Origin of the sequence: Shewanella sp. BJSY2023SW005 (assembly GCF_047314585.1) — a bacterium.
Lineage (GTDB): Bacteria > Pseudomonadota > Gammaproteobacteria > Enterobacterales > Shewanellaceae > Shewanella > Shewanella algae.
The window spans coordinates 16,224-42,550 of the sequence record NZ_JBKORJ010000044.1; the positions used below are offsets into that span (position 1 = coordinate 16,224).

Sequence of the window (26,327 nt, forward strand, 5' to 3'; positions counted from 1 at the left end):
CTAAGCCAGAAAGCCCTGCATGAAAAATATTGGATGTTCAAAAGTATCCGGGCATGAAAAAGCCCCGGCATCTCCAGCGTGGAGATACCGGGGCGATTCCATTTCAGTGGTCCGTATCTGGGCGACTCATTTGCCCAGCAGGCGGCGTCTTTCTTTGGCGGCGGCGGCCAGATCTCTGAGCAGCTTTTCCGAGTCTTCCCAGTGCAGGCAGGCATCTGTGATGCTTTTGCCGTAAGTGAGTGGCTCACCGGCAACCACTTTCTGATTGCCTTCCACAATAAAACTCTCGGCCATGATACCGGCAATGGCGGTGGAGCCGCTGCGCAGCTGCGTCATGATATCTTCGGCGACTTCCAGCTGCTTCTTGTGCTGCTTCTGGCTGTTACCATGGCTGAAGTCGACCACTATGCCGGAGTGGATCCCAACCGAGTCCATCTGCTCTCTGGCTTTGGTCACATGTTGCTCACTGTAGTTGGGAGTTTTACCGCCGCGCAGAATGATATGCCCGTACGGATTACCATGGGTGCGGTAGACCGCCAGTGAGCCGTCTTTGTCCGGAGAGTAGAAGATATGTGGTTCTCTGGCGGCGCGCACTGCATCGACGGCGATATTGATGTTGCCGTCGGTACCGTTCTTGAAGCCTACCGGGCAGGAGAGTGCCGAGGCCATTTCGCGGTGAATTTGGCTTTCTGTGGTGCGGGCCCCGATGGCGCCCCAAGTGATGAGATCGGCAATATACTGACCATTCACCATATCCAAAAACTCGGTGGCGATAGGCAGTTTCAGCTCGGTGATCTGCTGAAGCAACTTGCGGGCAAGGCGCAGGCCTTTATTGGGGCTGAAGCTGCCGTCCAAGTCAGGATCGGAAATCAGGCCTTTCCAGCCGACTATGGTGCGGGGCTTCTCAAAATAGACCCGCATCAGAATGCAGAGATCGTCTTTGAGTTCATGGTGCAGCTTGGCCAAGCGACCGGCATACTCCAGGGCCGCTTCTGTGTCATGGATGGAGCAGGGTCCTATGATGACCAACAAACGCGGATCGTCACCCTGAATAATGGCTTCGACTTCGCGGCGTTGTTCAACCAGGTAGTCTGCGGCTTCCTGAGTCAATGGATACTCAGATGCGAGTTGGGCAGGTGAGATCACTTTACATAAGAGAGAGGTGCGTAATTCGTCTGTTTTAATGGTCATTCATGATACCGGGGGAAATTTCTTGAGCGCTTTGCGCTTATCTTGTGTCGGATTATAACCAATCGAGCCGAGCTGCAAAGTGGCAATTGTCCGATAATTGCCCAAGTGGGCCTTGAAAAAGTGTCAAGTCCCACTTGAGCCATTCAGGGTTCGCACTGTGGTAACAAGTAGTTAGCCAGAAAATGCCATTCTGTAACTCAGTTTCAACTCGGGCAGGTTTTGTCTGCCGCCTGGGGGTATTTTCAGAACATATGGCGCTCAAGACCCGTGGCGTCGAGGATCTTGGTGGCAATTTCCTCGACCGATTGGTTGGTGGTGTCTATATAAGGTATGCGCTCTTTCTTGAACATCATCTCCACCTCTTTGACTTCGAGGCGGCATTGGCGCAAGGAGGAATAGCGGCTGTTCTCCATTCGGCTCTGACGTATCTCATGCAGGCGTACGGGTTCAATGGTCAGCCCAAACAGTTTGGGTTTGTTGCGTTTCAGCACCTCGGGCAGCTTGAGGTTGTCCATATCATCCTGAATAAAAGGATAGTTGGCGGCCTTGATACCAAACTGCATCGACAGATAGAGGCTTGATGGCGTCTTGCCGCAGCGGGAAACCCCAAGCAGGATAATGTCGGCCTTGTCCATATGCTTCATGGTTTGGCCGTCGTCGTTTTCCATGGCAAAGTTGATGGCGTCGATACGGGCATCGTAACCTGCGTTGGCCATACCATGGGTGCGATGCAGTGCCGGGCTGGCCGGTACCCCCAATTGTTGCTCCAGTGGCGCGACAAAAGTGTTGAGAAAGTCGTAGTCCAGGCCTTCACTGGAATAAATGATGTCGCGAATTTCCGGTTTGACGATGGAATGAAACACCAGAGGCCGTTCCCCTGTTGTAATAAAACTATCATTAATCTGCTTTTTAACGGCTTCTGCCTTAGCAGTATTTTCCACAAAAGGAATGGTAAGTGAGTCAAATTCCAATGGAAATTGAGAAAGTACTGCGTGACCAAACACTTCGGCCGTGATCGCTGTTCCATCAGAAATGTAGAATACTTTACGTGCCATGCCGACCTCGTGTAGTAATAAAATTACAAATAAAATTATAGATTTACGCTTGTTGCCACGGAGTGTAAAATGCCGCTGCCCTCGTGTGAAGGGGCCACTGAAATAAACTTGCGGAGATAGAACTGTGCAGCAATACGTACTCTGGTATCAGGAATTAGGCATGGGTGACGTCAACAAGGTCGGCGGTAAAAACGCTTCCCTTGGTGAAATGATCAGTAATCTGGCCAATGCCGGTGTTCAAGTACCTGGCGGCTTTGCGACCACATCCCACGCGTTCAATGAGTTTCTTGAGCAAAGTGGAGTAAACCAGAAGATATACGACATTCTTGACACATTGGATGTAGATGATGTCAACGCACTGGCTAAAGTTGGTGCACAGATCAGACAGTGGGTTATCGAAACCCCATTTCAGCCAGAACTCGAACAAGCGATTCGGGAAGCCTACGAAAAATTAGCCTCTGAAACCCAAGACGCCTCATTCGCCGTGCGTTCCTCTGCCACTGCAGAAGATATGCCCGACGCTTCATTTGCCGGTCAGCAAGAAACCTTCCTCAACGTGAAGGGCTTCGAAGCTGTATTGGTTGCCATCAAGCATGTGTTTGCCTCCCTGTTCAATGATCGCGCTATCTCCTATCGTGTGCATCAGGGTTACGACCATCGCGGTGTGGCGCTGTCAGCCGGTGTTCAGCGCATGGTACGTTCAGACAAGGCGGCTTCAGGCGTGATGTTCACCATGGATACCGAGTCCGGTAACAAGGATGTGGTATTTATCACTTCTTCCTTCGGTTTGGGCGAAATGGTAGTACAAGGTGCAGTTAACCCAGACGAGTTCTACGTACACAAGCCAACCCTGACTGCCGGTCACAAGGCCGTTGTTCGTCGTAACATCGGCAGCAAGCTGATCCAGATGGTGTACTCGGATGATGCATCTCACGGCAAGCAGGTGAAAATTGAAGATGTCGCCAAAGAACAGCGCATGACTTTCTCCATCAATGATGAAGAAGTGATGGAGCTGGCCAAACAGGCGATGATCATTGAAAAGCATTATGGCCGTCCGATGGATATCGAATGGGCCAAAGACGGTAACGACGGTCGTCTCTACATAGTTCAGGCTCGCCCTGAAACCGTACGCTCCCGTGAAGATGTGCAGCTGATTGAGCGTTATCACCTCAAGAGCCGTGGCGAAGTGATCTGTGAGGGTCGCGCTATTGGCCACAAGGTGGGCTCAGGTGTTGCCAAGGTGCTCAAATCTATCGACGAAATGGACAAGATCCAGCCAGGCGATGTACTGGTTACCGATATGACCGACCCGGATTGGGAACCTATCATGAAGCGTGCCAGCGCCATTGTCACCAACCGTGGTGGTCGTACTTGTCACGCTGCTATCATTGCCCGTGAACTGGGCGTGCCTGCGGTAGTGGGTTGTGGTGACGTGACCGACAAAATTCAAAACGGTCAGGAAGTAACGGTATCCTGCGCCGAAGGCGACACAGGTTATATCTATCAAGGCAAGCTGGAGTTTGATGTGATTTCCAGCCGCGTTGATTCCATGCCTGATCTGCCGATGAAGATAATGATGAACGTGGGTAACCCTGACCGCGCCTTCGACTTTGCCCGTCTGCCTAACGAAGGTGTGGGTCTGGCCCGTCTCGAGTTCATCATCAACCGTATGATAGGTATTCACCCCAAGGCTCTGCTGGAATTTGATCAGCAAACCGATGAGCTGAAAGCCGAGATCACCGAGATGATTGCCGGTTATGATTCTCCGGTTGAATACTATGTTGCCCGTCTGGTGGAAGGTATCTCTTCTATCGCTGCAGCATTCCACCCCAAGAAGGCCATCGTGCGTATGTCTGACTTCAAGTCAAACGAATATGCCAACCTGATCGGCGGTGACAAGTACGAGCCAGAGGAAGAGAACCCAATGCTGGGCTTCCGTGGCGCCAGCCGCTATATCTCCGAGTCGTTCCGTGATTGTTTCGCCCTCGAGTGTGAAGCCATCAAGCGGGTTCGTAACGACATGGGGCTGAAGAACGTAGAGATCATGATCCCGTTCGTTCGTACTCTTGAAGAAGGCCGTCAGGTTATCGAACTGCTGAAAGAGCAAGGTCTGGAGCGTGGTAAAGATGGTCTGCGCGTCATCATGATGTGTGAACTGCCATCCAACGCCCTGCTGGCGGATCAGTTCCTGGAGATGTTTGATGGTTTCTCCATTGGCTCCAACGACCTGACTCAGCTGACTCTGGGTCTGGACCGTGACTCGGGCATCATCAGTCACCTGTTCGACGAGCGTAACGAAGCCGTTAAGGCGTTGCTGGCGATGGCTATCAAGTCTGCCAAGGCCAAGGGTGCTTACGTGGGTATCTGTGGTCAGGGTCCTTCGGATCACGCCGACTTCGCTGCCTGGTTGGTGGAGCAGGGCATAGACACAGTGTCTCTGAACCCCGACACTGTGATCGACACCTGGTTGTACCTGGCTGAAGCCCACGGCTAAGCTTGAAACAACTCAGTAAGTTATGAAAGAAGCCGCTTTTTAGCGGCTTCTTTTTGTTTATAATGGCCCGATAACAATAATTGAGCCGAGCAATAAGATGTTACCCCTATTATCACACCAACAAACTCTGGAACCCCTGTATCTGGATTATCTGGATGCGCTTGAGCAGCGAGGCTTTCACGGCGATATCGACAGGCGCTACAGTGCCCGCTTGGCTCAAGCGACGGATAACTCTGTCTATCAGTTCCTGCCGCAGGCGGTGCTCTATCCCAGAGACAGCGCCGATATTGCCATGGCGTTGCGGCTCGCCTGTGAGGAGGCTTTTGCCAAGGTGGTATTCAGTGCCCGCGGCGGCGGTACCGGAACCAATGGCCAGGCGCTGACCCATGGGATAGTACTGGATCTCTCGCGCCATATGAACCGGGTGTTGGAAGTTAATCCAGAGGAAGGTTGGGTCAGAGTCGAGGCCGGTGTGGTCAAGGATGCGCTCAATGATGCGTTGCGGCCGCACGGCTTTTTCTTCAGTCCGGATCTTTCCACCTCCAACCGTGCCACCCTGGGCGGCATGATCAATACCGATGCCTCCGGCGCCGGCTCGCTGGTGTATGGCAAGACTTCGGATCATGTGCTGGAGCTTACCAGTGTGTTGGTGGATGGCAGTGTGCTGCACACGGCTCCGGTGAGCCGTGAGGCACTGGAATCGGGTGAGAAGGTCACTGACAACCCGCTCGGCAACAAGCTGATTACCGAGGTGGCCCGTCGCTGCCGTGAGCAGCGAGAGCTGATTGAACAGCGCTTTCCCAAGCTGAACCGTTTTTTGACCGGTTACGATTTGAAAAATGTCTGGGATCAACAGCTCTGCGAATTCAATCTGTCGCGGATCCTCACGGGCTCTGAGGGTACGCTGGCGGTAGTGACTGAGGCCAAACTGGATATCACCCCCTTGCCGGCCAGCCGCCTTATGGTCAACATCAAGTATGACTCTTTTGAATCGGCACTGCGCCATGCGCCCGACTTGGTGCTCGCCAATGCCACAGTGGTGGAAACCGTCGATTCCAAGGTGCTGAATCTGGCGCGGGAGGACATTATCTGGCACTCGGTATCAGAACTTATTCAGGAAGTGCCCGGCAAGGTAATCGATGGCCTTAACATGGTGGAGTTTGCCGGAGAACAAGCCCAGGTCGATGAGCGGGCAGAGCGTCTGGCCGCGGCGCTGGATGCACAGATTGCCGCCGGTGAAAAAGGGGTGCTTGGGTATCAGCTTACCCGGGATGCCGGTTCCATCAATAAGATTTATGCCATGCGCAAGAAGGCGGTCGGGCTGCTCGGGGCCACCAAAGGCCGCCGCAAACCGATAGCCTTCGCCGAAGATACCGCCGTACCACCGGAAAAGCTCGCCGACTATATCATGGAGTTCCGTGCCCTGTTGGATAGCCATCAACTGCAATACGGCATGTTCGGCCATGTGGATGCCGGGGTGCTGCACGTGCGTCCGGCGCTGGATATGTGCGATCCCAAGGATGAAGCCTTGCTGCGCACCGTCTCGGATCAAGTGGCGGCACTGACGCAGAAATACGGCGGCCTGATGTGGGGCGAGCACGGTAAAGGCGTGCGTGGTGAGTATGGCCCCCAGGTATTTGGCGAGCAGCTTTGGAGTGAGCTTGAAGAAGTTAAGACGCTGTTTGACCCCCAGAATAAACTCAACCCGGGTAAGCTGGTGGCGCCCAAAGGCCAACAACTTATCTACAATGTCGACAGTACCAAGCGCGGCAGTTTCGATAGGCAAATACCTGTCAGTGTCCGCGATGCCTTCCCGGATGTGATGAACTGTAACGGCAACGGCCTGTGTTTCAACTACAGCCGCTTTTCACCCATGTGCCCATCTTTCAAGGTGACTGGAGACAGGATCCATTCGCCCAAGGGCCGCGCCGGATTAATGCGTGAGTGGCTGCGACTGCTGGAATCTGAAGGCGTTGATGTCAATGAGCTGGCCAAGTCCAAACCCATGGGCTTATTGCAGCGGCTGCAGAACAGCCTCAACGCCAAGAAAGAATACGACTATTCCCACGAGGTGATGGAGTCGCTCAAGGGCTGTCTCGCCTGTAAGGCGTGCTCCGGCCAGTGTCCGGTGAAGGTGGATGTTCCCAAGTTCCGGGCACAGTTTTTCAGTATCTATTACCGCCGTTATCAGCGTCCCGCCAAGGATTACCTGGTGGCCGGTGTCGAGGATTCGGTGCAGCTGATGGCCAAGGCGCCCCGGCTGAGTAACTTTGCGGCGCAGAATCCTCTATCCAAGTGGGTGATTAAGAAGGCTCTGGGGTATGTGGATGCGCCTGCGCTGTCTGTTCCTACGCTGAAACAGCGCCTGGATGCTCACCCCAGCCGTGGTTATGATCTCAACGCCTTGAGCGCTATCCCCGCCGCTGAGCGACAAAACTATGCGTTGGTAGTGCAGGATCCTTTCAACAGCTTCTACGATGCCGAACTGGTTTATCGCTTTATTCGCCTGATTGAAGCGCTTGGACTCAAGCCGGTATTGCTGCCGTTTAAGCCCAACGGTAAACCGGCTCATATCAAGGGGTTTCTGGAGCAGTTTGCCAAGACGGCGCAGACCGCCGCCGATTTTCTCAATCAGGTGCATGCCCTTGGCATGCCCATGGTGGGGGTAGATCCTGCGTTGGTGCTGGTTTATCGCGACGAATACCGTGAGGCGCTCGGCGCCAAGCGCGGCCAATTCAATGTCCAGCTTGCCAGCGAGTGGCTCAGTGCCATGCTCGAGCAGTTACCGCAACTGCCTGCAAGCGGGCGCGAGTTCACCTGGTTCAGCCACTGCACTGAATCCAGTGCTCGCCCCGGCACTGCCAAAGAATGGCAAACCATCTTTGCCCGTTTTGGTGCCAAGTTGGGAACCGTGAATCTGGGTTGTTGCGGCATGGCCGGTACTTATGGCCATGAGCTGGAAAACCTGCCACGCTCCAAGGCTCTGTATGAGATGTCCTGGGACGAGGCGATAAAGTCGCTGCCGCAGGAGCAGATACTGGTGTCCGGCTACTCCTGTCGCAGCCAGGTCAAACGCTTTGGTGGCTTTAGGCCCAGGCACCCCATCGAAGCCTTGCTGGAGCTGACTCAAACGCAAGCCTGAGAGCGCCAAGAATAGGGCTCCAAAAGTGAGCCCATGAATAGGGAACCCAAGAATAGGAAGTCAGGATGAAACAGTCGGCAGACAAGGTGAGTGAAGCCCTGAAAGGGCTTGGGGCAAGGCCGGACTTGTGTCAGCAGCAAGCCCTGTTTGAGATAGACGTTAAAGGCGACTGGTATTATCTCAACTCACCGTTGCCAGCCAAGTTCGCCAGGCTCTTCAGTAGTATTTTGCACTGCATCGAGGGTGAACATCTGTTGATCACCCCGGCAGAGCGTTTGAAGGTAGCGGTGGCCGACACACCGCTCATCATAGTCGATTACAAACAGCTGGATATCGAGGCCGAGAGCAGCCGTTTTGCCCTGGTTTGCTCCCAGGGTAATGAGTTCGAGGTGCTGGGGCTCAATGCCTTTGAGAGCGCCGAATCCGGGCTATTGGTAAGCTTGCCTCGAGGTCTAAAGGCCAGGCTTGGGCGTGCCTGTTTCTATCGCTTTGCCGAAACCTATTTACTGAGTTAAAAGTCAAAGGAATCGCTTTGCCATTCAGGCAGATATAAAACCTTTATTTACAGTAGCCTGACTGTAAATGCCCCATTATTCTCCTTTCTTGTGTTAGTGAAATATTCAGCAGGTGGTAGTATTAATACCATTCGTATAGAAGTTTGATTGACTCAGAATCAAGGCCGCCACTCAAGTTTAAAGCGGATACTGGACTGGTAGATATGCCCCAAAAGGCGAGTCAAAAAGCTGCGTATAGGGCGGTCAATGCAGATTTATTCCGCTGGAGATGTCCTACCTTGCGCTGCTTTCATGCCACTGAGTAGGTCAATCATTTGGCACAGTGGTATAGTTAAACTCGGCAGTGGAAATGGCCCGGCACCAATGAAGCAGAATAAGCGATTTTGCTGAATGGGGCGAAGCCCTGCCGATAGCGAACAGACAAGCCCTGAAGTACAGGAGGTGTTGCTTGAACCGCAAAGAGAGTCTCGGTTATCTGGTATCCCATCTGAACGTGGAACTGCAACATGAACTGGATAGCCGCCTGAAGCGTTATCAGCTGGATATTAAACTCTGGCCTGTGTTGTTTGCGCTCTGGCAAGAGGAAGGGATCAGCCAAACCGAGTTGTCACGTCGCTGTGATGTGGCCAACTACACCATGACACGCCTGCTGGATCAACTGCAGGTACAAGGCTTAATCTATCGCCATCAGGAAGAAGACAACCGGCGTGCGTTTCAAATTTTTCTGACCGATCAGGCCAAGGCGATGGAGCAGGACTTAATTCGCGAGGCCGAGCGGGTCAACGAGAAGTTTATGGCAGCCTTGGATGAGCCGGAAAGAGGGCAGCTGCTCATGCTGCTCAACAAGATAAATCATACTGACAAGCGTTAACCCTATGGTTGAATGTGTGCTCGGTAAATCAAAGATAAACCAATAGCACGCACACCAATCCCCCCAGTAGCAACCAGTGTTGCAGATGTGAGCTGCTTGACTGCTGTTTCCCCTGTTTGAGGCTCGCCAGCAGGCGGTTACACTTGTAGATGCGACAGATAGTCAGCTCTGTGGTGGGGTCAACCAGGAGTTGCATTCGGCAACGTACACCGTTACGCAACTTGAAGCTGTGCTCGCTGTGCAGTCCCAGGTTGAATTTGCTGGATACCACTTTACCGTCGACAAACAAACGCTCAAATCCATTCCAGTTGCTGGCCTGTAATTCAACCTTTTGCTGTTCCACTTCATAGCCGAATCTGAGCATCATTGACTCCCTGACATTCGAGATGACGAATGCTAAGTCAAGCAGAGGCAGATGACGCTTGCCAGTCCGTAAAAATGAATTTTCTGTTTCTGGTGCTTATCTATTTGCCGACAGGAGGAAAATTTTTTCAGTAATAAAAAAGGGCCCGAAGGCCCCTTTATGGAATATGAGCGAGCTTAGGCTTGGGTACCATTGATGATGGCGCGGGCCATCTCATCTGCTACTTCAGCCGTGGTGCGGTTTTGCTCATCGGCCTGCTTGAAGATGGACAACAGGGTGTTGTAGATCTCTTCAACCTTGGCGGTAGACTTGGCGGCATCATAGTCTTTTTCGAAAGACACGTTGATGATACCACCGGCGTTGATCACATAGTCTGGGGCATAGAGGATGCCCATCTGCTTGAGCTGCTCACCATGGCGGGGCTCGGCCAACTGGTTGTTGGCGCAGCCTGCGACTATGCTCGCTTTCAGCTGTGGCAGTGTGGTGTCGTTAAGTGTGGCGCCCAGGGCGCAAGGGGCATAGACATCGACGTCCAGAGCATAGATGTCCTGAGGGGCAACCACCACGGCGCCAAAGTCGGTGGCGACCTTGTCCAGTGATGCTTGATGAATATCGGTTACAAACAGCTCGGCGCCTTCTTCATGCAGGTGCTTGCACAGATAATAGCCCACATGGCCTACGCCCTGAACGGCTATCTTGAGGTCTTTGAGGCTATCTTTGTCCAGCTTGTGTTTAACGGCAGCCTTGATACCCAGGTAAGTTCCCATGGCGGTAAAAGGAGAGGGATCGCCGCTCATTCCTTCCAGGCCAAGCACATAAGGGGTTTCATCATGGGCAATCATGATGTCGGCAGGGGTGGTACCCACATCTTCGGCCGAGTAGTAGCGGCCGCCCAGGCTGTGAACAAAACGGCCAAAGGCGCGGAACAGCTGCTCACGATTCTCTGTCTTGGGATCGGCTATGATCACCGACTTACCGCCACCCATAGCCAGACCGGCCAGCGCGTTCTTGTAAGTCATACCGCGGGAGAGGCGCAACACGTCAGTGAGAGCTTCATCGTCTGATTGGTAGTTCCACATACGGCAACCGCCTACGGCAGGGCCCAGGTTGGTGTTGTGGATGGCGATGATGGCACGCAGGCCACTTTCCTTGTCATGACAGAATACTACCTGTTCATGTTCGTCGAATGATACATGATTAAATACAGCCACGTCTGTTCTCCGCTGTGCTTATTGGGGCGGCGCTTAGCGGCCGCCGACCGCTTGTTATATTTATTGCAGAACCATAGCATTTAGCGATACTCTCAACAAAGCTGATGAGCAGAATATTTGTGATCTATCTGGCAATTTTGCTTTCCACCTTACGTTAACGTAAAGCTGGTTGAAAACTGAAGTCAGCCACTCATAGTCGTCTCATTATGGAGTGGTACTGAAAAAGCCGGCCAGAGGCTTAGTTGAACAGATACATAATATAAAAACACAATAAAAACAAACAAGAAGAAAGGAAAGTTTATGACTGAACAGACAAGCACACCGCCTAACGCCGAACAGCAGGAAGCCTTGCGCCAGGCTTGGGTGCGTGAACAGTTCCAGAAAGCCAATAAATTTCTTGCAGAGAAAGGGGTGATCCCCAGCAAAGTGGTACCGGCGGAAAGCCGTTATCTGGCGCCTTATGTAGCCATGTGGAAAATCGAATCCAAACAGCCCAGCCACAAGACCTATTGGGTGATGTCCGGTGACTTGCCTTCCGACTATGTTGATGTCAGCGTAGCAGCCACTGCTCGCGAAGCCTTGCGTCACTTTTCGCTGACCTGGCAGCTCAAGGCCGAGAACCTGGTGCAATCTGGGGCGACCAAAGACCCTACCCAGGCCAAGTTCGCCCAGTTGCTGGTTTCCAGAGCCGAGAGCCTATACAAGATCCAGGAAGACGATAAACTCTGGGGCTGATAACCCTAGAGCAAACTAAAAAAGCAGCCGTAGGCTGCTTTTTTAGTGTCTGTGCAGTGTCTGGCCAAGCCAAGTGAGAGTCTGAATAAGGGTTCTCAAACCTCGGCTTTAGCAGTAGGGTAGTCGGCTCATTCCTCGTCACTGAGATAGCAATAACCCTTTTCCAAAAGTTCGCACAGCAGCAATGCCACGGCATCATTCTGAAGCAGTGACTCAAGATCTTCGCCGCTGATGCTGGTGTGATTGGCAATAAGCTGCGCCTGCTTTTCACTGCCTTGCGGCAATTCAAAAGCTTCACCATTGATGAACAGTCGGCAGTTGGGATCGTCTTCCAGCATGAGAATTTTAAGCCCACCTATGCGCTTGAATACAGCGCCTTCGGCCGCGGCTTCAATGAGTTCCTCGGTACTCATAGGCTCACCCTGGCAAATATCCAGTTCAAAGCGGTTCTGACTCAGCAACTTGCCAAGCACGCCCTGATAATAGTCAGGGTTTTCAGTCAGCTCTTTCAGCAGCGCCATCATCCCCTGTTGCTGGCTCTTGGCGATCAGCGCAGGTTGCCCGGCTTCTTCACTCGAAGTGAAGCGTTTGTGGCCGAGATCCTGATCAAGCATAAAGTCGGCCATTTCGCTGATAAGTTCTTGCTGACTCGGTGCCCGGAAGCCTATTGAGTAGGACAGTGCCAGGGTCAGGGTTTCGCCCCTGTGGGGGAAACCGGGCGGAATATACAGCATGTCGCCGGGCTCCAGCACTGTATCTATGATGGGCTCAAAGTCTTCAATCAAAGGGGTATTGGGATTGTTGCCACGCTTGGCGTATTGACCCTTGGCACCCACTGTCCAGCGCCTGCGCCCCTCGCCTTGAATGATAAAGACATCATAGTTGTCGATATGGGGGCCGACACCGCCACCCGGCGTGGCAAAGGACACCATTAGGTCATCAAAGCGCCAGTCCGGCAGGAAACGGAAGGCTTCCACCAGACCCTGTGAGTCCGGATACCAGTGGTTGACGGCCTGTACCAGCAGTTGCCAGTTTTCTTCACCGAACTTGTCATAGTCTTCAAATGGGCCTGAGATCACTTCCCAGTCCTGCCCCCTGGTGATTACCACCCGCGAGGAAATCTCCTCTTCACAGGCGAGGCCCGCCAGCTCATCGGCGGCGATAGGATCGACAAAGTCCTTGAAGGCTTGTCTGATCACCTTGGGTTGTTGCTGCCACACCTCTTTAACAAAGGCATTGCTGTCCAGAGTCAGCTGGTAAGTGTTCGTCATCTGTTATCCAATCCATAAACTGTTTCAATGGCCAGTCAGTTATCCCGCTTGCAACGGCATAAACCCCGGGGAGAAAAAAGGCGGTACTGGAAACCAGTACCGCCCGTGACAGCCAAGAGGCTATCAGTTCAAATCATCGACAAAGGCTTCGGCGCGGCCTATGTAGTTGGCCGGCGTCAGTTGCTTGAGTTCGTGTTTCACGTTCTCAGGCAGCTCCAGACCGTCGATAAAGGCTGCCAGCTGCTGACCATCGATACGCTTGCCACGGGTCAGCTCCTTGAGCTTCTCGTAAGGCTTTTCGATGCCATAGCGGCGCATGACTGTCTGTACCGGCTCGGCCAGCACTTCCCAGTTGTGATCCAGTTCATCGCGTAGGTGCGCCTCGTTGACTTCCAGCTTACTGACACCCTTGAGTGTGGCCTGGTAGGCGATCAGCGAGTGGGCGATACCCACACCCAGGTTACGCAGTACTGTGGAGTCGGTCAGATCGCGCTGCCAGCGGGAAACCGGCAGTTTACTGGCCAGATGCTGCATCAGGGCGTTGGCTATGCCCAGGTTACCTTCCGAGTTTTCAAAGTCGATAGGGTTAACCTTGTGCGGCATGGTGGATGAGCCGATTTCACCGGCCACAGTCTTCTGCTTGAAGTGACCCAGGGCGATATAACCCCAGATATCACGGTCAAAATCAATCAGCACGGTATTGAAACGGGCCACGGCATCGAACAGCTCGGCAATATAGTCGTGCGGTTCAATCTGAGTGGTGTAGGGGTTCCAGTTCAGCCCCAGGCTGGTGACAAAGCGCTGTGACAGCTCATGCCAGTTAACTTCTGGGTAGGCCGACAGGTGAGCGTTGTAGTTACCCACGGCGCCGTTGATCTTACCCATGATCTCAACCGCTTCAATTTGTTTGAGTTGGCGTTCGAGACGTACGGCAACGTTGGCCATCTCTTTACCCAGAGTCGAAGGCGAGGCGGGTTGGCCATGAGTACGGGACATCAGAGGCACAGTCTTGTAACGTCTGGCCAGCTCTTTAACGGCATCGACCAGCTTCTGGCAGTATGGCAGCAGTACCTGTTCACGGGCTTCGGTCAGCATCAGGCCGTGGGACAGGTTGTTGATGTCCTCACTGGTGCAGGCAAAGTGCACGAACTCGCCTATGGCGGCCAGCTCGGCATTGTCGGCGATTTTTTCCTTGATGAAGTATTCCACCGCCTTAACGTCATGGTTGGTGGTGGCTTCGATGGTTTTGACTCTCAGGGCATCGGCTTCGCTGAAGTTATCGCGAATATTGTCCAGCAATGCCAGAGCTTCTTCACTGAAGGGGGGGACTTCTTCGATTTCAGGGCAGCTGGAAAGCAGTTTCAGCCAGTTGATTTCGACCTGAACACGATACTTGGTAAGACCGTACTCGCTGAATATCCCCCGAAGTTCGGCGGTTTTACTACCATAACGCCCGTCTACCGGTGAGATAGCAGTCAGTGCGGAAAGATCCATTATAAGCTCCTTGATGAACTTGGCTTTATTATAGGGTGAGGCTTTTTTTAGCTGTATCGACGATCGCCTTGCGGGCAAACACCAGATGTCTGCGTTTGCCGCCGAGTTGACGCCAGAGTACGGCACTGCGCATTGCTGCCAGCAACAAGGCGCGTATTTTATGTTGGACCAGTGGCCGCTGCAGTATGTTGGGGTTGCCCGAAATCTGGATCTTGGGCCCCAAATTACTGATGATATCGCTGTAGATGCTGGCCAGGTTGGCGATAACCTGCTCGTCGGTTATGGCAAAGTGGCTCAATTGGCGATGCACCTGATTGATGCGCTCAGACAGCATCCCCAGAGCCGCCTGGTTGCGGCTCAGTTTACGCTCCAGCGCCAGAATTCCGACCAGATAGCGGGTGATTTCCACATCTTTCTGGGCGCTGTCACCCAGTTGGTTGATAATCCACTTGTAGCCGTTGGCCAGCACAACTTTGTCGGGATAGATCTCATCGATATTCTCGGGATCTGTCACCATGATGCCATCGAGTGCCGCAGCCAACTGCTGCGGATCGCTTTCCCCGTGGCGGGCTATGTATTGCACCTGGGCGATAGCCTGCAATATGCCGGCAAATGCCATGGTGCGGTCATGCAATTGCTCGCTCAATGATTACTCCCTAATCAGGGTTTCTATGATGCCGCCACCCAGGCAGACTTCACCGTCGTAGAATACTGCCGACTGCCCTGGCGTGACTGCCGCCACAGGTTCGTCGAAGATCACTCTCAGCTCATCGTCACCCTGGACATAAACAGTGCAGGGGATATCCTGCTGGCGATAACGGGTCTTGACCGTGATTTTTGCGCCATCGGCCGGGCCTTGCCTGTCGACCCAGTGCAACTGTCTGGCTGTGAGGCCAACCGACATGAGTCTTGGGTGTTGGCCGCCTTGGGCGACAACCAATACATTACGTTTCAGATCTTTGTCGACCACATACCAAGGATTGTCGTTACTGTTTTTCATGCCGCCAATCCCAAGGCCTTTGCGCTGGCCCAGAGTGTGGTACATCAGCCCTTGATGCTCGCCTATCACTTCACCGTCGACACTCTCGATTTTGCCCGGTTGCGCGGGCAGATAAGTGCCAAGGAATTCAGTAAATTTGCGTTCACCGATAAAACAGATGCCGGTGCTGTCTTTCTTGTTGAAGGTGACCAGCCCTTGCTCTTCGGCGATGCGGCGAACTTCGGGTTTTTCCAGTTCACCCACAGGGAACAGGCTGCGAGCCACCTGTTGGTGACTCAAGGTGTAGAGGAAGTAGCTCTGATCTTTGTTGCCATCTATGCCTCGAAGCAGCTGGGTTTTACCGTCGGTATCACGGCGGCGCACATAGTGGCCCATGGCGATATAGTCGGCATCGAGAATGTCATCGGCAAACTCAAGGAAGGCTTTGAACTTGATCTCCTTGTTGCACATGATGTCCGGGTTAGGCGTGCGTCCCGCCTTGTACTCGGCCAGAAAATACTCGAACACATTGTCCCAGTATTCGGCGGCAAAGTTGACCGTGTGCAACTTGATGCCCAGCTTGTCACAGACAGCCTGGGCATCTTTTAAATCTTCGGCGGCAGAGCAATATTCGTCGGTGTCATCTTCTTCCCAGTTCTTCATGAACAGGCCTTCTACCTGATAGCCCTGCTGGAGCAGCAGATAGGCTGAAACAGATGAGTCGACACCGCCGGACATGCCGACAATGACTTTTTTTCCTGATGCATTGGGAGTGTTAGCTGTCATAGATCCTAAAACCGTTGAATTCATTCATGAACGCCCGAAAAGAGAACTGCTGCTTGTGCCCGGTTGTGGCAGGCCGTTATTGGCGCGACGCGGGGGTGGACAAACAGCCATAAGGCGCTCAGTTTCTGCGGGGGCGTATTCTATCACGCCTTGGTGCCCAGAGCTAATCACAACAGCTCGCTATTGAGCAAAGATAACGGCAGCCGTTGTCCCTGCAAATAGCTCTCCAGTGTGGCGCTGACCAAGGGGCTGCGAAGCTTAGGTCCCAAGGCCGTGATTTCATCCATGCTCAACCAATGGGCGGCCTTGATGGCGACGTCCAACGGCTTGGCACTCTGGCACTTGGCCAGGCGAGCACAGAAGGTGAAACGTAAAAAGGCCAGCTCCTTGGAAGCACTGAACTGATCTATCCGCACTAGGGCTTCAGGGGTGACAGTCAGGCCGGTTTCTTCGAGCACCTCGCGGCGACAGGCGTCGATAAGGCTTTCATTTGCTTCCAGGTGACCGGCCGGTTGGTTGAATTTCTGTTGGCCGTCTATCAATTCCTCGACCAGCAGAAAACGCTTCTCTGCCTCAATAATGCAGGCCACTGTTACATTGGGGCGATAACGTTCAGTCATGGAGAAGCTCCTTAATCGCCGCCTCAGAAAGAGTACGATATTCACCGGGTTGCAGGCATTGCCCTTGCTCGGTATCCAGGCTGAGATCGCCTATGGCATAACGTATCAATCTTAAAGTGGGAAACCCGACATGGGCTGTCATCCTTCGTACCTGACGATTGCGCCCTTCGCGGATACAGATCTCCAGCCAAGTGGTGGGGATATTGCGCCGCTCACGAATGGGCGGATTACGTGGCCACAAAGATTCGGGTTGTTGCAGTAGCCGGACTTTTGCAGGTAGGGTGGGGCCATCTTTCAACTCAATTCCCTCACGTAAGGCTTGAATCGCGGTGTCATCGACATCGCCTTCCACCTGTACCCAGTAGGTCTTGAAGGTGTGCTTGTTGGGTTGGGTCAGCTTGGCCTGCAACTGACCGTTATTGGTGAGCAGTAACAGACCCTCGCTGTCTCTGTCCAGGCGGCCGGCGGCATAGATACCGGCGATGGGCAGTAGATCTTTGAGCGTGCGTCGTCCGCCTTCATCGGTAAACTGGCATAACACATCGAAGGGTTTGTTGAGCAGCACCACCTGGGTTTCTGCAACCGAGAGTGGTGGTACTTTTGGCCGGGGTTTTTGAGGACCAGGGCGCTTTTTATTCAGGCCCTGTCTCTTGTTATTGGGGCTTTTGTTATTAGGACTCTTGCTACTGAAACTCTTGCTGTTGGGGCTTGGTTTGGTGGAACGCTGACTCTTCTCTCGGCCAAACTCTTTACCGTCAGGGCCCTTGGGGTGACTGGGCTGGCGTTTGGGTTTACGTCTTGGTTGGGAGGTTGGCGAATTCATTGAGATATCCTGGCTGCTTGAGCCGCGTGCTCTGACCATTTGGGAGTGATATGCCTGAGTGTAACACCTATGTCTGGTTTGGCGGCGACACGGGGTTGTGACTTTTGGCAAAGTGTACCTGTCACTCGCCTATAGTGGAATTTGAATCTTGGCCGGAATGCTCTATGATGTTCGCCAAATTGTGATCTACAACCAATTTTTACGCCCATAACAAGATAGACATAGATTACCGACGGTAGCGGTATCCAGGGCGAAAGAGGCAAGGAAATTAAAGAATAACAACACTTATAACAACTCATTTTTATAAAAAGCGTAGGACTGAAAATGACTGATAAAACCCCCACTATCATCTATACGCAGACAGATGAAGCGCCGGCTCTGGCGACCTTATCTCTACTGCCTATCATCAAAACCTTTACTCAGGCAGCCGGCATCAATGTCGAAACCCGTGATATTTCTCTCTCCGGCCGTGTGATTGCCGCCTTCCCCGAGCGTCTGACCGAAGCGCAGCGCATCGGCGATCATCTGGCTGAGCTTGGTGAGCTGGCAACCCAGCCCGAAGCTAATATTATCAAACTGCCCAATATCAGTGCGTCCATTCCTCAGCTGCAGGCTTGTATCAAAGAGCTGCAAGCCAAGGGCTATGATTTGCCTGATTATCCGGCCGAAGCCAAAACCGATGAAGAACGGGAAATCAAGGCCCGTTATGACAAGATCAAAGGCAGTGCGGTAAACCCTGTGCTGCGTGAAGGGAACTCAGATCGCCGCGCCCCGACTTCGGTCAAGAACTATGCCCGTAAGCACCCGCATTCAATGGGGGCCTGGAGCAAGGACTCCAAATCTCATGTGGCCCATATGCAACAAGGGGATTTCTACGGCAGCGAACAGTCCGTTACCCTCAAAGAGGCCGATACTGTCAGCATAGTGCTGGAGCAAGATGATGGCGGCCAACTGGTGCTCAAGCAAGGGCTTAAGTTGCTGGCCGGTGAAATCATAGATGCGGCCGTGATGAGCAAGCATGAACTGACCGCCTTCTTCGAGCGCGAAATTGAAGCCGCCCGCAAGGAAGATGTACTGCTGTCACTGCACCTGAAAGCCACCATGATGAAAGTGTCCGATCCGATTATGTTCGGCCATGCGGTGAAGGTGTTCTACAAAGATGTATTCGCCAAACACGGTGAAACTTTGCGTGAGCTGGGTGTGGACGTCAACAATGGTCTGGGTGACGTCTATGCCAAGATAGCCAAGTTGCCGGCCGAGCAGAAAGCGGCCATTGAAGCCGATATCGCCGCCGTCTACCAGAGCCGCCCTGAGCTGGCGATGGTGAACTCAGACAAGGGCATCACCAACCTTCATGTGCCAAGTGATGTGATTATCGATGCTTCCATGCCTGCAGCAATCCGCTCCAGCGGCCAGATGTGGGGCCCGGATGGCCAGCTGAAAGATACCAAGGCGCTGATCCCGGATCGTTGCTATGCCGGTGTTTACCAGGAAACCATCAGTTTCTGTAAGGAACATGGCGCCTTCGACCCTGCAACCATGGGCAGCGTGCCAAACGTGGGTCTGATGGCACAGAAGGCCGAAGAGTACGGCAGCCATGACAAGACCTTTGAAATCCCTGCGTCCGGTACGGTTAAAGTACTGGACAAGGACGGCAATCTGCTTATGTCTCATGCCGTTGAAGCCGGTGATATCTGGCGCATGTGCCAGGTAAAAGATGCACCTATCCGTGACTGGGTCAAGCTGGCCGTACGCCGCGCAAGACTGACCAACACCCCGGCGGTATTCTGGCTGGATGAAAACCGTGCCCACGATGCCCAGGTGATCGCCAAAGTGAAGGCCTACCTGCCTGAGCACGATACCGATGGGCTTGAGTTGCATATCATGTCACCTGAAAAGGCGGCCCGTTTCTCCCTTGAGCGTATTAAAGCCGGTAAGGACACGATTTCGGTAACAGGCAACGTGCTGCGTGACTACCTCACCGACTTGTTCCCTATCCTTGAGTTGGGTACCAGTGCCAAGATGCTGTCAATCGTCCCGCTGATGAACGGTGGCGGTCTGTTCGAAACGGGTGCCGGTGGCAGTGCGCCCAAGCATGTACAGCAGTTTGAAGAGGAAAACCACCTGCGTTGGGATTCTCTGGGCGAGTTCCTGGCGTTGGGAGCCTCACTCGAGCACCTAAGCCAGACGACAGCCAATGCCAAGGCACAGGTGATGGCTGATTGCCTGGATCAAGCGATAGGGCAGTTCCTGGATAACAACAAGTCACCATCCCGTAAGGTGGGGCAGCTGGATAACCGCGGCAGTCACTACTTCCTGGCACAGTACTGGGCCAGTGCGCTGGCCAAGCAGGACAAGGATGCCGAGCTGAAAGCTTATTTTGCACCTCTGGCCGAAGGCCTGGTGGCTGCCGAAGAGCAGATAGTGGCAGAACTCAATGGTGCCCAGGGTGGTGCCGTTGAACTGGGTGGCTACTATAAGCTGGATCCTGTTAAAGCCGAGCAGGCTATGCGCCCAAGTGCCAGCCTGAATCGTCTTCTGAGCGCTTGATACTGAAAGCTGAATGAGGGAGCTCTCCCTCGTTCAATTGCCAAACAGGCATTAAAAAGGCGGGGATAACCCCGCCTTTTTTCATCTCTGTTCACCCGGTTATTTAACTGGAGAGATAGCCGAGGCATGCATACCTTTTGGGCCCTTCTCAACTTGAAATTCAACAGGTTGGCCTGCTTTTAGAGTTCTGTAGCCTTCCATTTCAATGGTTGAATAGTGCGCAAAAACATCCTCACCACCTTCATCAGGGCAGATAAACCCGAATCCTTTGGCGTTGTTGAACCATTTAACAGTTCCGCTTGCCATACTTCCACTTCCTTCTATTGTCTGCTTCCCAGTAAGATAGTAAAACTTTTGAGCGCTTTAGCAGGCGCTCAGATAACAGAATGTAAGCAGTGTTGCTGGATGTCAAGCTTAAGTTAACAAAAAAACAACATTGTATTTGTTACTGTGCGTATACGGTTTTGCCATGGTGGCACTTTATCGGTAATGCCTACCTGGAACATCTTAGGCTTATTCTCGGCGTATACGTTTTAACCGATTGAAAAATAAGCATGAGTTAGAAACGCCTTAGACAAGCGCCGCCGCGCCAGAGTATAGTGTGACAAAGGGCAATACCGCCCAGGGCCCGCCAAGCGGTACTTTGAGACATGGCCGGGCATAGTGTTGGTAGAAGCCAAGTTGAGAGGCTAATATTGAATCATGGGTAAGACTGGACAGATAGAACGTGTGGAGGAAGGGGTTGAGCAGGAATTGCAACCACCTCCAATGTATAAAGTGATTCTGAACAACGATGACTATACCCCAATGGACTTTGTTGTGGAGGTACTGCAGCTGTTCTTTCGCAAGAATGAACAGGAAGCCACAGACATTATGTTGACCATACATCATCAGGGAAAAGCGGTTTGCGGCGTTTACCCGTTCGGGATAGCCGAAACCAAAGTGGTTCAGGTGAATCAGTTTGCAAGACAAAACCAACATCCGTTACTGTGTTCGTTAGAGGAAGCTTAACCAGCCTGTCTCTGTAGTTTTTTAGGGGGTGCGTATGCTGAACAAAGATCTTGAAGTGACCTTGAACCTGGCATTCCAACAAGCCAGAGATGCCCGTCACGAATATATGACGGTTGAGCACCTACTGCTGGCGCTGACCGATAACCCCGCCGCAAGGGATGCCTTGCTCGCCTGTGGCGCCAATATCGACCGCCTCAAGGAGGAGGTCGCCAACTTTATTACCCAGACCACACCCATTATCAGCGATCCCGATGATGAGCGTGAGACTCAGCCGACACTGGGTTTCCAGCGGGTGCTGCAACGGGCAGTGTTTCATGTGCAGTCGTCAGGCCGCAATGAGGTGACCGGCGCCAACGTGCTGGTAGCCATTTTCAGTGAGCAGGAGTCCCAGGCGGTTTATCTGCTGCGTCGTTATGATATTACCCGCCTGGATGTGGTGAATTATATTTCTCACGGCTTTGCCAAGAACGATGAGGCCGATGCTCCGGGGTCGCAGGAAAGCCTGGAAGATCAATCCGAAGCCACAGAAGAGCGCAGCATGCTGGCTCAGTTTGCCAGTAATCTCAATGAGATGGCCAAGCAGGGCAAGATAGATCCGCTTATCGGCCGCGATAACGAAATTGAACGCTCGATTCAAATTCTTTGCCGTCGCCGCAAGAATAACCCGCTGCTGGTGGGCGAGGCCGGCGTCGGAAAGACCGCCATCGCCGAAGGTTTGGCCTATCGGATAGTCAATGAGTCTGTGCCTGAGGTGATAAGCGAAGCGACCGTCTACTCTCTGGATCTCGGTGCGCTGTTGGCCGGCACCAAGTATCGCGGCGACTTCGAGAAACGCTTCAAGAGCCTGCTCAAGGAGTTAACAGCGGATCAGAATGCGATTCTGTTCATCGATGAAATCCACACCATTATCGGTGCCGGCGCGGCATCCGGTGGGGTGATGGATGCATCCAACCTGCTCAAGCCCTTGCTCTCCAGCGGTAATCTGCGCTGTATGGGCTCCACTACTTTTCAGGAATATCAAAGTATTTTTGAGAAGGATAGGGCACTGGCGCGGCGCTTCCAGAAGGTGGACATTCACGAGCCTTCGGTGGCCGAAACCACCAAGATACTTCAGGGGCTCAAGAGCCGTTACGAAGAACATCATGGGGTGCGTTATACCCTGGCGGCCTTGGCCAGCGCTGCCAGCCTGTCGGATAAGCATATCAACGACAGACATCTGCCGGACAAGGCCATCGATGTGATCGACGAAGCGGGGGCGCGGATGGCGATGATGCCTCAGAGCAAACGCAAGAAAACCGTGGGTCAGAGCGAGATTGAAACCATCATCGCCAAGATGGCCAGGATCCCGGAAAAAACAGTGACTTCTTCCGAGAAGGACTTGCTGAAAAACCTGGAACGCAACCTGAAGATGGTGGTGTTCGGTCAGGACAAGGCGATAGAGAGTCTCAGCGCGGCGATTCGGCTGGCACGCAGTGGTCTTGGCAATGAAAATAAACCTGTGGGGAGCTTCCTGTTTGCCGGCCCAACCGGGGTGGGTAAGACAGAGGTGACCAACCAGTTGGCGGCTTGCCTCGGGCTCAAGCTTATCCGCTTCGATATGTCCGAATATATGGAAAGCCATACTGTGTCGCGTTTGATTGGCGCACCTCCGGGTTATGTCGGCTACGATCAGGGTGGTTTGCTGACCGATGCCGTGATCAAGACGCCTCACTGTGTGGTGCTGCTCGATGAAATCGAAAAGGCGCATCCGGATATCTATAACCTGCTGCTGCAGGTAATGGATCACGGTACTTTGACCGATAACAATGGGCGCAAGGCGGATTTCCGCAACGTGACCCTGGTGATGACCACCAACGCCGGGGTGCAGGAAACTGTGCGTAAGTCCATTGGCTTCAAACAGCAGGATCACAGCCAGGATGCGATGTCGGAGATCAATAAGGTGTTCTCGCCCGAGTTTCGCAACCGACTCGACTCCATTATCTGGTTCAACCATCTGGATATGACCATTATCGCCAAGGTGGTGGACAAGTTCCTGGTCGAGCTGCAGGCACAGTTGGATCAGAAAGGGGTGACGCTGGAAGTCAGTGATGAAGCCAGAACCTTGCTGGCCGAGAAGGGTTACGACAAGACCATGGGGGCCAGACCTATGGCCAGAGTGGTCAAGGATCTGCTGAAACGACCGCTGGCCGATGAAATCCTGTTTGGTAAACTCGAGTCCGGTGGCATCGCCCATGTGGATGTCAAGGATGGCGAACTGGAGATCAACACGGAAGCGCCGGAGAAGATCTCCTGAGAAGCTAAGTCGAAACAAAAAAATGGCTGCCACTGGCAGCCATTTTTATTCTGAATCCTGACCCTTATCCGACACATTGATGTCTGGATAGACAACGGCAGGCCAGGTGCGCCTGCTGCGCAGTGGGTCGCCCCCATGGGCTCACCAGCAAAAAAACCGGCACAGCCGGCTTTTGAGAAATAACTGGGATCTTAGCGTGAGCGGAAGACGATGCGGCCTTTGCTCAAGTCGTATGGAGTCAGCTGCACAGTGACCTTGTCACCGGTCAGGATTCGGATGTAGTTTTTACGCATTTTACCGGAAATGTGAGCAGTCACAACGTGACCATTTTCCAGTTCAACCCGAAACATTGTATTTGGCAAGGTTTCAAGGATAGTCCCTTGCATCTCAATGTTGTCTTCTTTCGCCATTAATCAGTTATCCCGTTAGCCTCGAATGTAAAAAACCGCCGTATCATGCCGCAAATTACAGCGGCTGTAAAGGGGAGGCCTCAGTGATTGTCGCTTTTCTGCCAGCCCTGAACGCCGAGGATCTCATAGGGGCGGTAGAGTCGCTTGTAACCCATTTTGTCGTGGTTATCTATTTGATATCCCAAATAGAGAAACGATTTCGACATCAATTTGCCCAGGCGGCATTGCAGCAGTACCAGTAAGATCCCGAGGGAGCGGTCGCTGTAGTCCGGGTCAAAGTAGCTGTAGATGGCTGACAGGCTCTGGGGCAGGAGATCTGTCACCGCCACGGCAACCAGTCGCTGACCATGCCAAAGTTCGATAAACACCGGGCTGAGCCACTCACAGGCGAGAAAATGACGGTACTGCTCTTCGCTCGGAGGATACATGGGGCCGTCACTGTGGCGGGCACAGATATAACGCTCATAGAGGGGATAGTGAGCCGGGGTTTCCTCGGTCACAATCCTAAAGTGCAGGTCACGGTTTTTGGCCAGGGTGCGTTTTTGTCTTTTGGACAGGCGAAATTCATCCAGGGGAACTCGGATGGGCTGACAAGCGTTGCAGTGGGGACAACGGGGCTTGTAGATGGCGCTGCCACTGCGGCGAAACCCCAGTGCCAACAGGCGCTCAAACAGTGACAAGTCCAGCTCATCTTCCTGGATAACCAATAACTGCTCCTGTTGTCCGCTCAGGTAGCTGCAGGCAAAGGGTTGGCTGAGGCCTATGGCAATGGCATGGTTATCAGAGTTCAAGTTTGACCTCGTCGGTTTGCCAGCAATCCCTGGCAAGACTACCGTCCCTGAATTGTTTCAAGAGTGCGAGAAAATCTTTACGCTTTAAACTTTTGGCTCCGAGGCTCTCAAGGTGCGGATTCATCACCTGGGCATCGATAAGCCTGAAACCCTGCTTGAGTGCATATTGGTGCAGGGCGATAAAGGCCGCCTTGGAGGCGTTGGTTTTACGGTGGAACATGGACTCGCCACAGAACACCTGACCCACGGCCAGGCCATACAGGCCACCTATCAGGCGACCATTCTCCCAGACCTCGAAGGAGTGGGCATGACCCAGGTGGTGCAGCTCCTGGTAGGCCAGACGTATCTCTCCGGTTATCCAGGTGCCGGGCTGATCTTTTCGCGGCATGGCGCAACCGGCCATCACATCGGCAAAGGCTCGGTCGATGCTGAAAGTCCAATCCTGTTTTTTCAAATACTTGCGTAGACTACGGGAGATATTGATGCTGCCAGGAACAAAGACGGCGCGGGGATCCGGAGACCACCAGAGAATGGGGTCATGGGTATTGAACCAGGGGAAAATGCCCTCGTAATAGGCGTTGAGTAACCGCCTGGGATGCAGGTCGCCGCCAATGGCCAATAGGCCGTTGGGATCCGTCAACGCCAGCTCAGGCGACGGGAAAGGATCCAACTCATGATTTAAGAAAGACAGTAGGTTCACAATTGCGTATGATTCTGCTCAGGGCCTTCTTATAAGTTAGCGGAAAAACAGCTATGTGGAAACTGATACTGAATGCAATGCTGCTGCTCTCATTGTCCCTCGCAGCGGGAACTCATACCCTCTATGCCGGTTATGACAGAAACCAGGCTCAGCCGGTTGAAAAAGTGCTCTACGGTCAGGTGGAGTCGGTACGAAAAATCACCGAGAAACAGCTGATGGAAGACAGAAATCGCGGCTGGAAAACCTTCGGTGGTGCCTTGCTTGGTGGCGTGATTGGTCATCAGTTCGGTGGCGGTAGTGGTCAGGATGTGGCGACTGTACTGGGTGCTCTGCTCGGCGCCGGCATTGGTCATCAATATGGTGACAGCAGTTACTATCGTGAACTCAAGTTGGTGGAGTTGATGATACGTCAGGAAGATGAAACCCAGGTGATGATCATACAGGATGAAGATCCCGGCATGACCTTCAAGGTAGGCGATGAAGTGCGGGTGGTTTATCTGCAGGGCAGTGTCCGGGTCGACCTGGCTATGTGAATTGACTATGTAAGCTTTGAACCAATAATAGATAAAACAAAGGCGCCATTGGGTAATGCCGTTCACTTAGTGTGAACGGCATTTTTCTTAGGCTTAATGGGATACTTGTTTTTACTCATTTTTAACGCACGTGGATAGGCTCTATCCCGTTTCCCATCAAGCTTGAACTGCCTCGCATTACGCACTATGTCCAAGACCTCTCTCGGGACATTTCCAGGCGTTTGAGATGACAGTTGAGTCAGTTTAAAAATGATATAACTCGATGCATCTCTAAAGCTTAATTGGTTCGGATGTAACGACGGTAAGCTCTTAGCCATCAACATCATCTTGTATCTGATGAGGTTATAGGCCAATAGTACCCCCCACAATTCTTGGATAACCAACTCTGGCAATTGACTACGCAACGTAAAGCGACTCTCCAGAAGATGCTGCTTCATCTCCCGATAGCCCACTTCTATCTCCCATCGATGGGCATATAAATCCGCTAT

Annotated in this window: 24 protein-coding genes; 9 read left to right on the plus strand and 15 right to left on the minus strand. The window is 52.9% G+C overall.

Features of this window, described 5'->3' with window-relative positions; genetic code table 11:
* Positions 1 to 126: 126 nt before the first annotated feature.
* Positions 127 to 1,191: a 3-deoxy-7-phosphoheptulonate synthase gene (locus ACMHXI_RS13240; RefSeq protein WP_025011188.1), complete on the minus strand. Its 1,065-nt coding sequence runs from the start codon at positions 1,189 to 1,191 to the stop codon at positions 127 to 129.
* A 242-nt stretch (positions 1,192 to 1,433) separates the two neighbouring features.
* Positions 1,434 to 2,246, minus strand: coding sequence for a pyruvate, water dikinase regulatory protein (locus ACMHXI_RS13245; RefSeq protein ID WP_208147140.1), 813 nt, complete (start codon positions 2,244 to 2,246; stop codon positions 1,434 to 1,436).
* A gap of 124 nt (positions 2,247 to 2,370) precedes the next feature.
* Between ACMHXI_RS13245 and ppsA the strand changes: the two genes are divergently transcribed.
* The 4 genes from ppsA (at position 2,371) to ACMHXI_RS13265 (ending at position 9,268) form a co-directional block, all read left to right on the plus strand.
* The gene (gene ppsA, locus ACMHXI_RS13250) at positions 2,371 to 4,740 is read left to right on the plus strand and encodes a phosphoenolpyruvate synthase (protein ID WP_044734630.1); all 2,370 of its coding nucleotides are present in this window, start codon (positions 2,371 to 2,373) and stop codon (positions 4,738 to 4,740) included.
* 97 nt (positions 4,741 to 4,837) lie between these two features.
* Positions 4,838 to 7,882 (plus strand): FAD-binding and (Fe-S)-binding domain-containing protein, encoded by a 3,045-nt coding sequence (locus tag ACMHXI_RS13255; protein WP_413735153.1) that lies wholly within the window; start codon positions 4,838 to 4,840, stop codon positions 7,880 to 7,882.
* A 65-nt stretch (positions 7,883 to 7,947) separates the two neighbouring features.
* Positions 7,948 to 8,397 carry a DUF1285 domain-containing protein gene (locus tag ACMHXI_RS13260; RefSeq protein ID WP_100145700.1) on the plus strand — a complete coding sequence of 150 codons (450 nt, stop codon included), beginning with the start codon at positions 7,948 to 7,950 and terminating at the stop codon, positions 8,395 to 8,397.
* A gap of 448 nt (positions 8,398 to 8,845) precedes the next feature.
* Positions 8,846 to 9,268, plus strand: a complete 423-nt coding sequence (locus ACMHXI_RS13265) for a MarR family winged helix-turn-helix transcriptional regulator (RefSeq protein ID WP_025011184.1) — start codon at positions 8,846 to 8,848, stop codon at positions 9,266 to 9,268.
* 28 nt (positions 9,269 to 9,296) lie between these two features.
* Here the strand turns inward: ACMHXI_RS13265 and ACMHXI_RS13270 are convergent, their stop codons facing one another.
* Both ACMHXI_RS13270 and ACMHXI_RS13275 read right to left on the minus strand, forming a co-directional pair.
* The gene (locus tag ACMHXI_RS13270; protein WP_223828833.1) at positions 9,297 to 9,635 is read right to left on the minus strand and encodes a hypothetical protein; all 339 of its coding nucleotides are present in this window, start codon (positions 9,633 to 9,635) and stop codon (positions 9,297 to 9,299) included.
* 173 nt (positions 9,636 to 9,808) lie between these two features.
* On the minus strand, positions 9,809 to 10,843 hold the full coding sequence (locus ACMHXI_RS13275) for a Glu/Leu/Phe/Val dehydrogenase dimerization domain-containing protein (protein ID WP_109247913.1): 1,035 nt from the start codon (positions 10,841 to 10,843) through the stop codon (positions 9,809 to 9,811).
* Between the two features lie 300 nt (positions 10,844 to 11,143).
* Here ACMHXI_RS13275 and ACMHXI_RS13280 point away from each other — a divergent pair, with 300 nt between their 5' ends.
* Positions 11,144 to 11,578, plus strand: a complete 435-nt coding sequence (locus ACMHXI_RS13280) for a DUF4826 family protein (RefSeq protein ID WP_044734627.1) — start codon at positions 11,144 to 11,146, stop codon at positions 11,576 to 11,578.
* Positions 11,579 to 11,706: 128 nt separating this feature from the next.
* Here ACMHXI_RS13280 and ACMHXI_RS13285 read toward each other — a convergent pair whose 3' ends face one another.
* The 6 genes from ACMHXI_RS13285 to ACMHXI_RS13310 form a co-directional block, all read right to left on the minus strand.
* Positions 11,707 to 12,849, minus strand: a complete 1,143-nt coding sequence (locus ACMHXI_RS13285; protein ID WP_109247914.1) for a cupin domain-containing protein — start codon at positions 12,847 to 12,849, stop codon at positions 11,707 to 11,709.
* A gap of 123 nt (positions 12,850 to 12,972) precedes the next feature.
* Positions 12,973 to 14,343, minus strand: coding sequence for an adenylosuccinate lyase (gene purB, locus ACMHXI_RS13290; RefSeq protein WP_025887690.1), 1,371 nt, complete (start codon positions 14,341 to 14,343; stop codon positions 12,973 to 12,975).
* Between the two features lie 28 nt (positions 14,344 to 14,371).
* Positions 14,372 to 14,989 (minus strand): high frequency lysogenization protein HflD, encoded by a 618-nt coding sequence (hflD, locus tag ACMHXI_RS13295; protein WP_028781430.1) that lies wholly within the window; start codon positions 14,987 to 14,989, stop codon positions 14,372 to 14,374.
* Between the two features lie 3 nt (positions 14,990 to 14,992).
* Positions 14,993 to 16,108 carry a tRNA 2-thiouridine(34) synthase MnmA gene (mnmA, locus tag ACMHXI_RS13300; protein ID WP_028781431.1) on the minus strand — a complete coding sequence of 372 codons (1,116 nt, stop codon included), beginning with the start codon at positions 16,106 to 16,108 and terminating at the stop codon, positions 14,993 to 14,995.
* Between the two features lie 167 nt (positions 16,109 to 16,275).
* Complete coding sequence (locus ACMHXI_RS13305) at positions 16,276 to 16,728, minus strand: NUDIX hydrolase (RefSeq protein WP_109247915.1); 453 nt, start codon at positions 16,726 to 16,728, stop codon at positions 16,276 to 16,278.
* Positions 16,721 to 17,551, minus strand: coding sequence for a pseudouridine synthase (locus ACMHXI_RS13310; RefSeq protein ID WP_109247916.1), 831 nt, complete (start codon positions 17,549 to 17,551; stop codon positions 16,721 to 16,723). The genes ACMHXI_RS13305 and ACMHXI_RS13310 overlap by 8 nt, the downstream gene beginning before the upstream one ends.
* A gap of 324 nt (positions 17,552 to 17,875) precedes the next feature.
* On the opposite strand from ACMHXI_RS13310, the gene ACMHXI_RS13315 reads away from it, so the two are divergent.
* Positions 17,876 to 20,101: an NADP-dependent isocitrate dehydrogenase gene (locus ACMHXI_RS13315; RefSeq protein ID WP_109247917.1), complete on the plus strand. Its 2,226-nt coding sequence runs from the start codon at positions 17,876 to 17,878 to the stop codon at positions 20,099 to 20,101.
* Positions 20,102 to 20,200: 99 nt separating this feature from the next.
* Here the strand turns inward: ACMHXI_RS13315 and cspD are convergent, their stop codons facing one another.
* Positions 20,201 to 20,407: a cold shock domain-containing protein CspD gene (gene cspD / locus ACMHXI_RS13320; RefSeq protein WP_025011178.1), complete on the minus strand. Its 207-nt coding sequence runs from the start codon at positions 20,405 to 20,407 to the stop codon at positions 20,201 to 20,203.
* Positions 20,408 to 20,803: 396 nt separating this feature from the next.
* Here cspD and clpS point away from each other — a divergent pair, with 396 nt between their 5' ends.
* A complete protein-coding gene (gene clpS, locus ACMHXI_RS13325; protein WP_025011177.1) occupies positions 20,804 to 21,112 on the plus strand; it encodes an ATP-dependent Clp protease adapter ClpS in 309 nt (102 codons plus the stop codon).
* A gap of 34 nt (positions 21,113 to 21,146) precedes the next feature.
* Complete coding sequence (gene clpA / locus ACMHXI_RS13330; protein WP_028781435.1) at positions 21,147 to 23,405, plus strand: ATP-dependent Clp protease ATP-binding subunit ClpA; 2,259 nt, start codon at positions 21,147 to 21,149, stop codon at positions 23,403 to 23,405.
* A gap of 191 nt (positions 23,406 to 23,596) precedes the next feature.
* Here clpA and infA read toward each other — a convergent pair whose 3' ends face one another.
* The 3 genes from infA to aat form a co-directional block, all read right to left on the minus strand.
* Positions 23,597 to 23,815: a translation initiation factor IF-1 gene (gene infA, locus ACMHXI_RS13335; protein WP_005500725.1), complete on the minus strand. Its 219-nt coding sequence runs from the start codon at positions 23,813 to 23,815 to the stop codon at positions 23,597 to 23,599.
* Between the two features lie 80 nt (positions 23,816 to 23,895).
* Positions 23,896 to 24,606 carry an arginyltransferase gene (locus ACMHXI_RS13340; RefSeq protein ID WP_025011175.1) on the minus strand — a complete coding sequence of 237 codons (711 nt, stop codon included), beginning with the start codon at positions 24,604 to 24,606 and terminating at the stop codon, positions 23,896 to 23,898.
* Positions 24,596 to 25,306, minus strand: coding sequence for a leucyl/phenylalanyl-tRNA--protein transferase (gene aat / locus ACMHXI_RS13345; protein WP_208137130.1), 711 nt, complete (start codon positions 25,304 to 25,306; stop codon positions 24,596 to 24,598). The genes ACMHXI_RS13340 and aat overlap by 11 nt, the downstream gene beginning before the upstream one ends.
* 53 nt (positions 25,307 to 25,359) lie before the next feature.
* On the opposite strand from aat, the gene ACMHXI_RS13350 reads away from it, so the two are divergent.
* Entirely contained in the window at positions 25,360 to 25,839 is a 480-nt protein-coding gene (locus ACMHXI_RS13350; protein WP_025887702.1) for a glycine zipper 2TM domain-containing protein, read from the plus strand.
* A gap of 62 nt (positions 25,840 to 25,901) precedes the next feature.
* On the opposite strand, the gene ACMHXI_RS13355 is transcribed toward ACMHXI_RS13350, so the two are convergent.
* On the minus strand, positions 25,902 to 26,327 hold a 426-nt coding region (locus ACMHXI_RS13355), incomplete at its 5' end, for a transposase (RefSeq protein ID WP_413735160.1).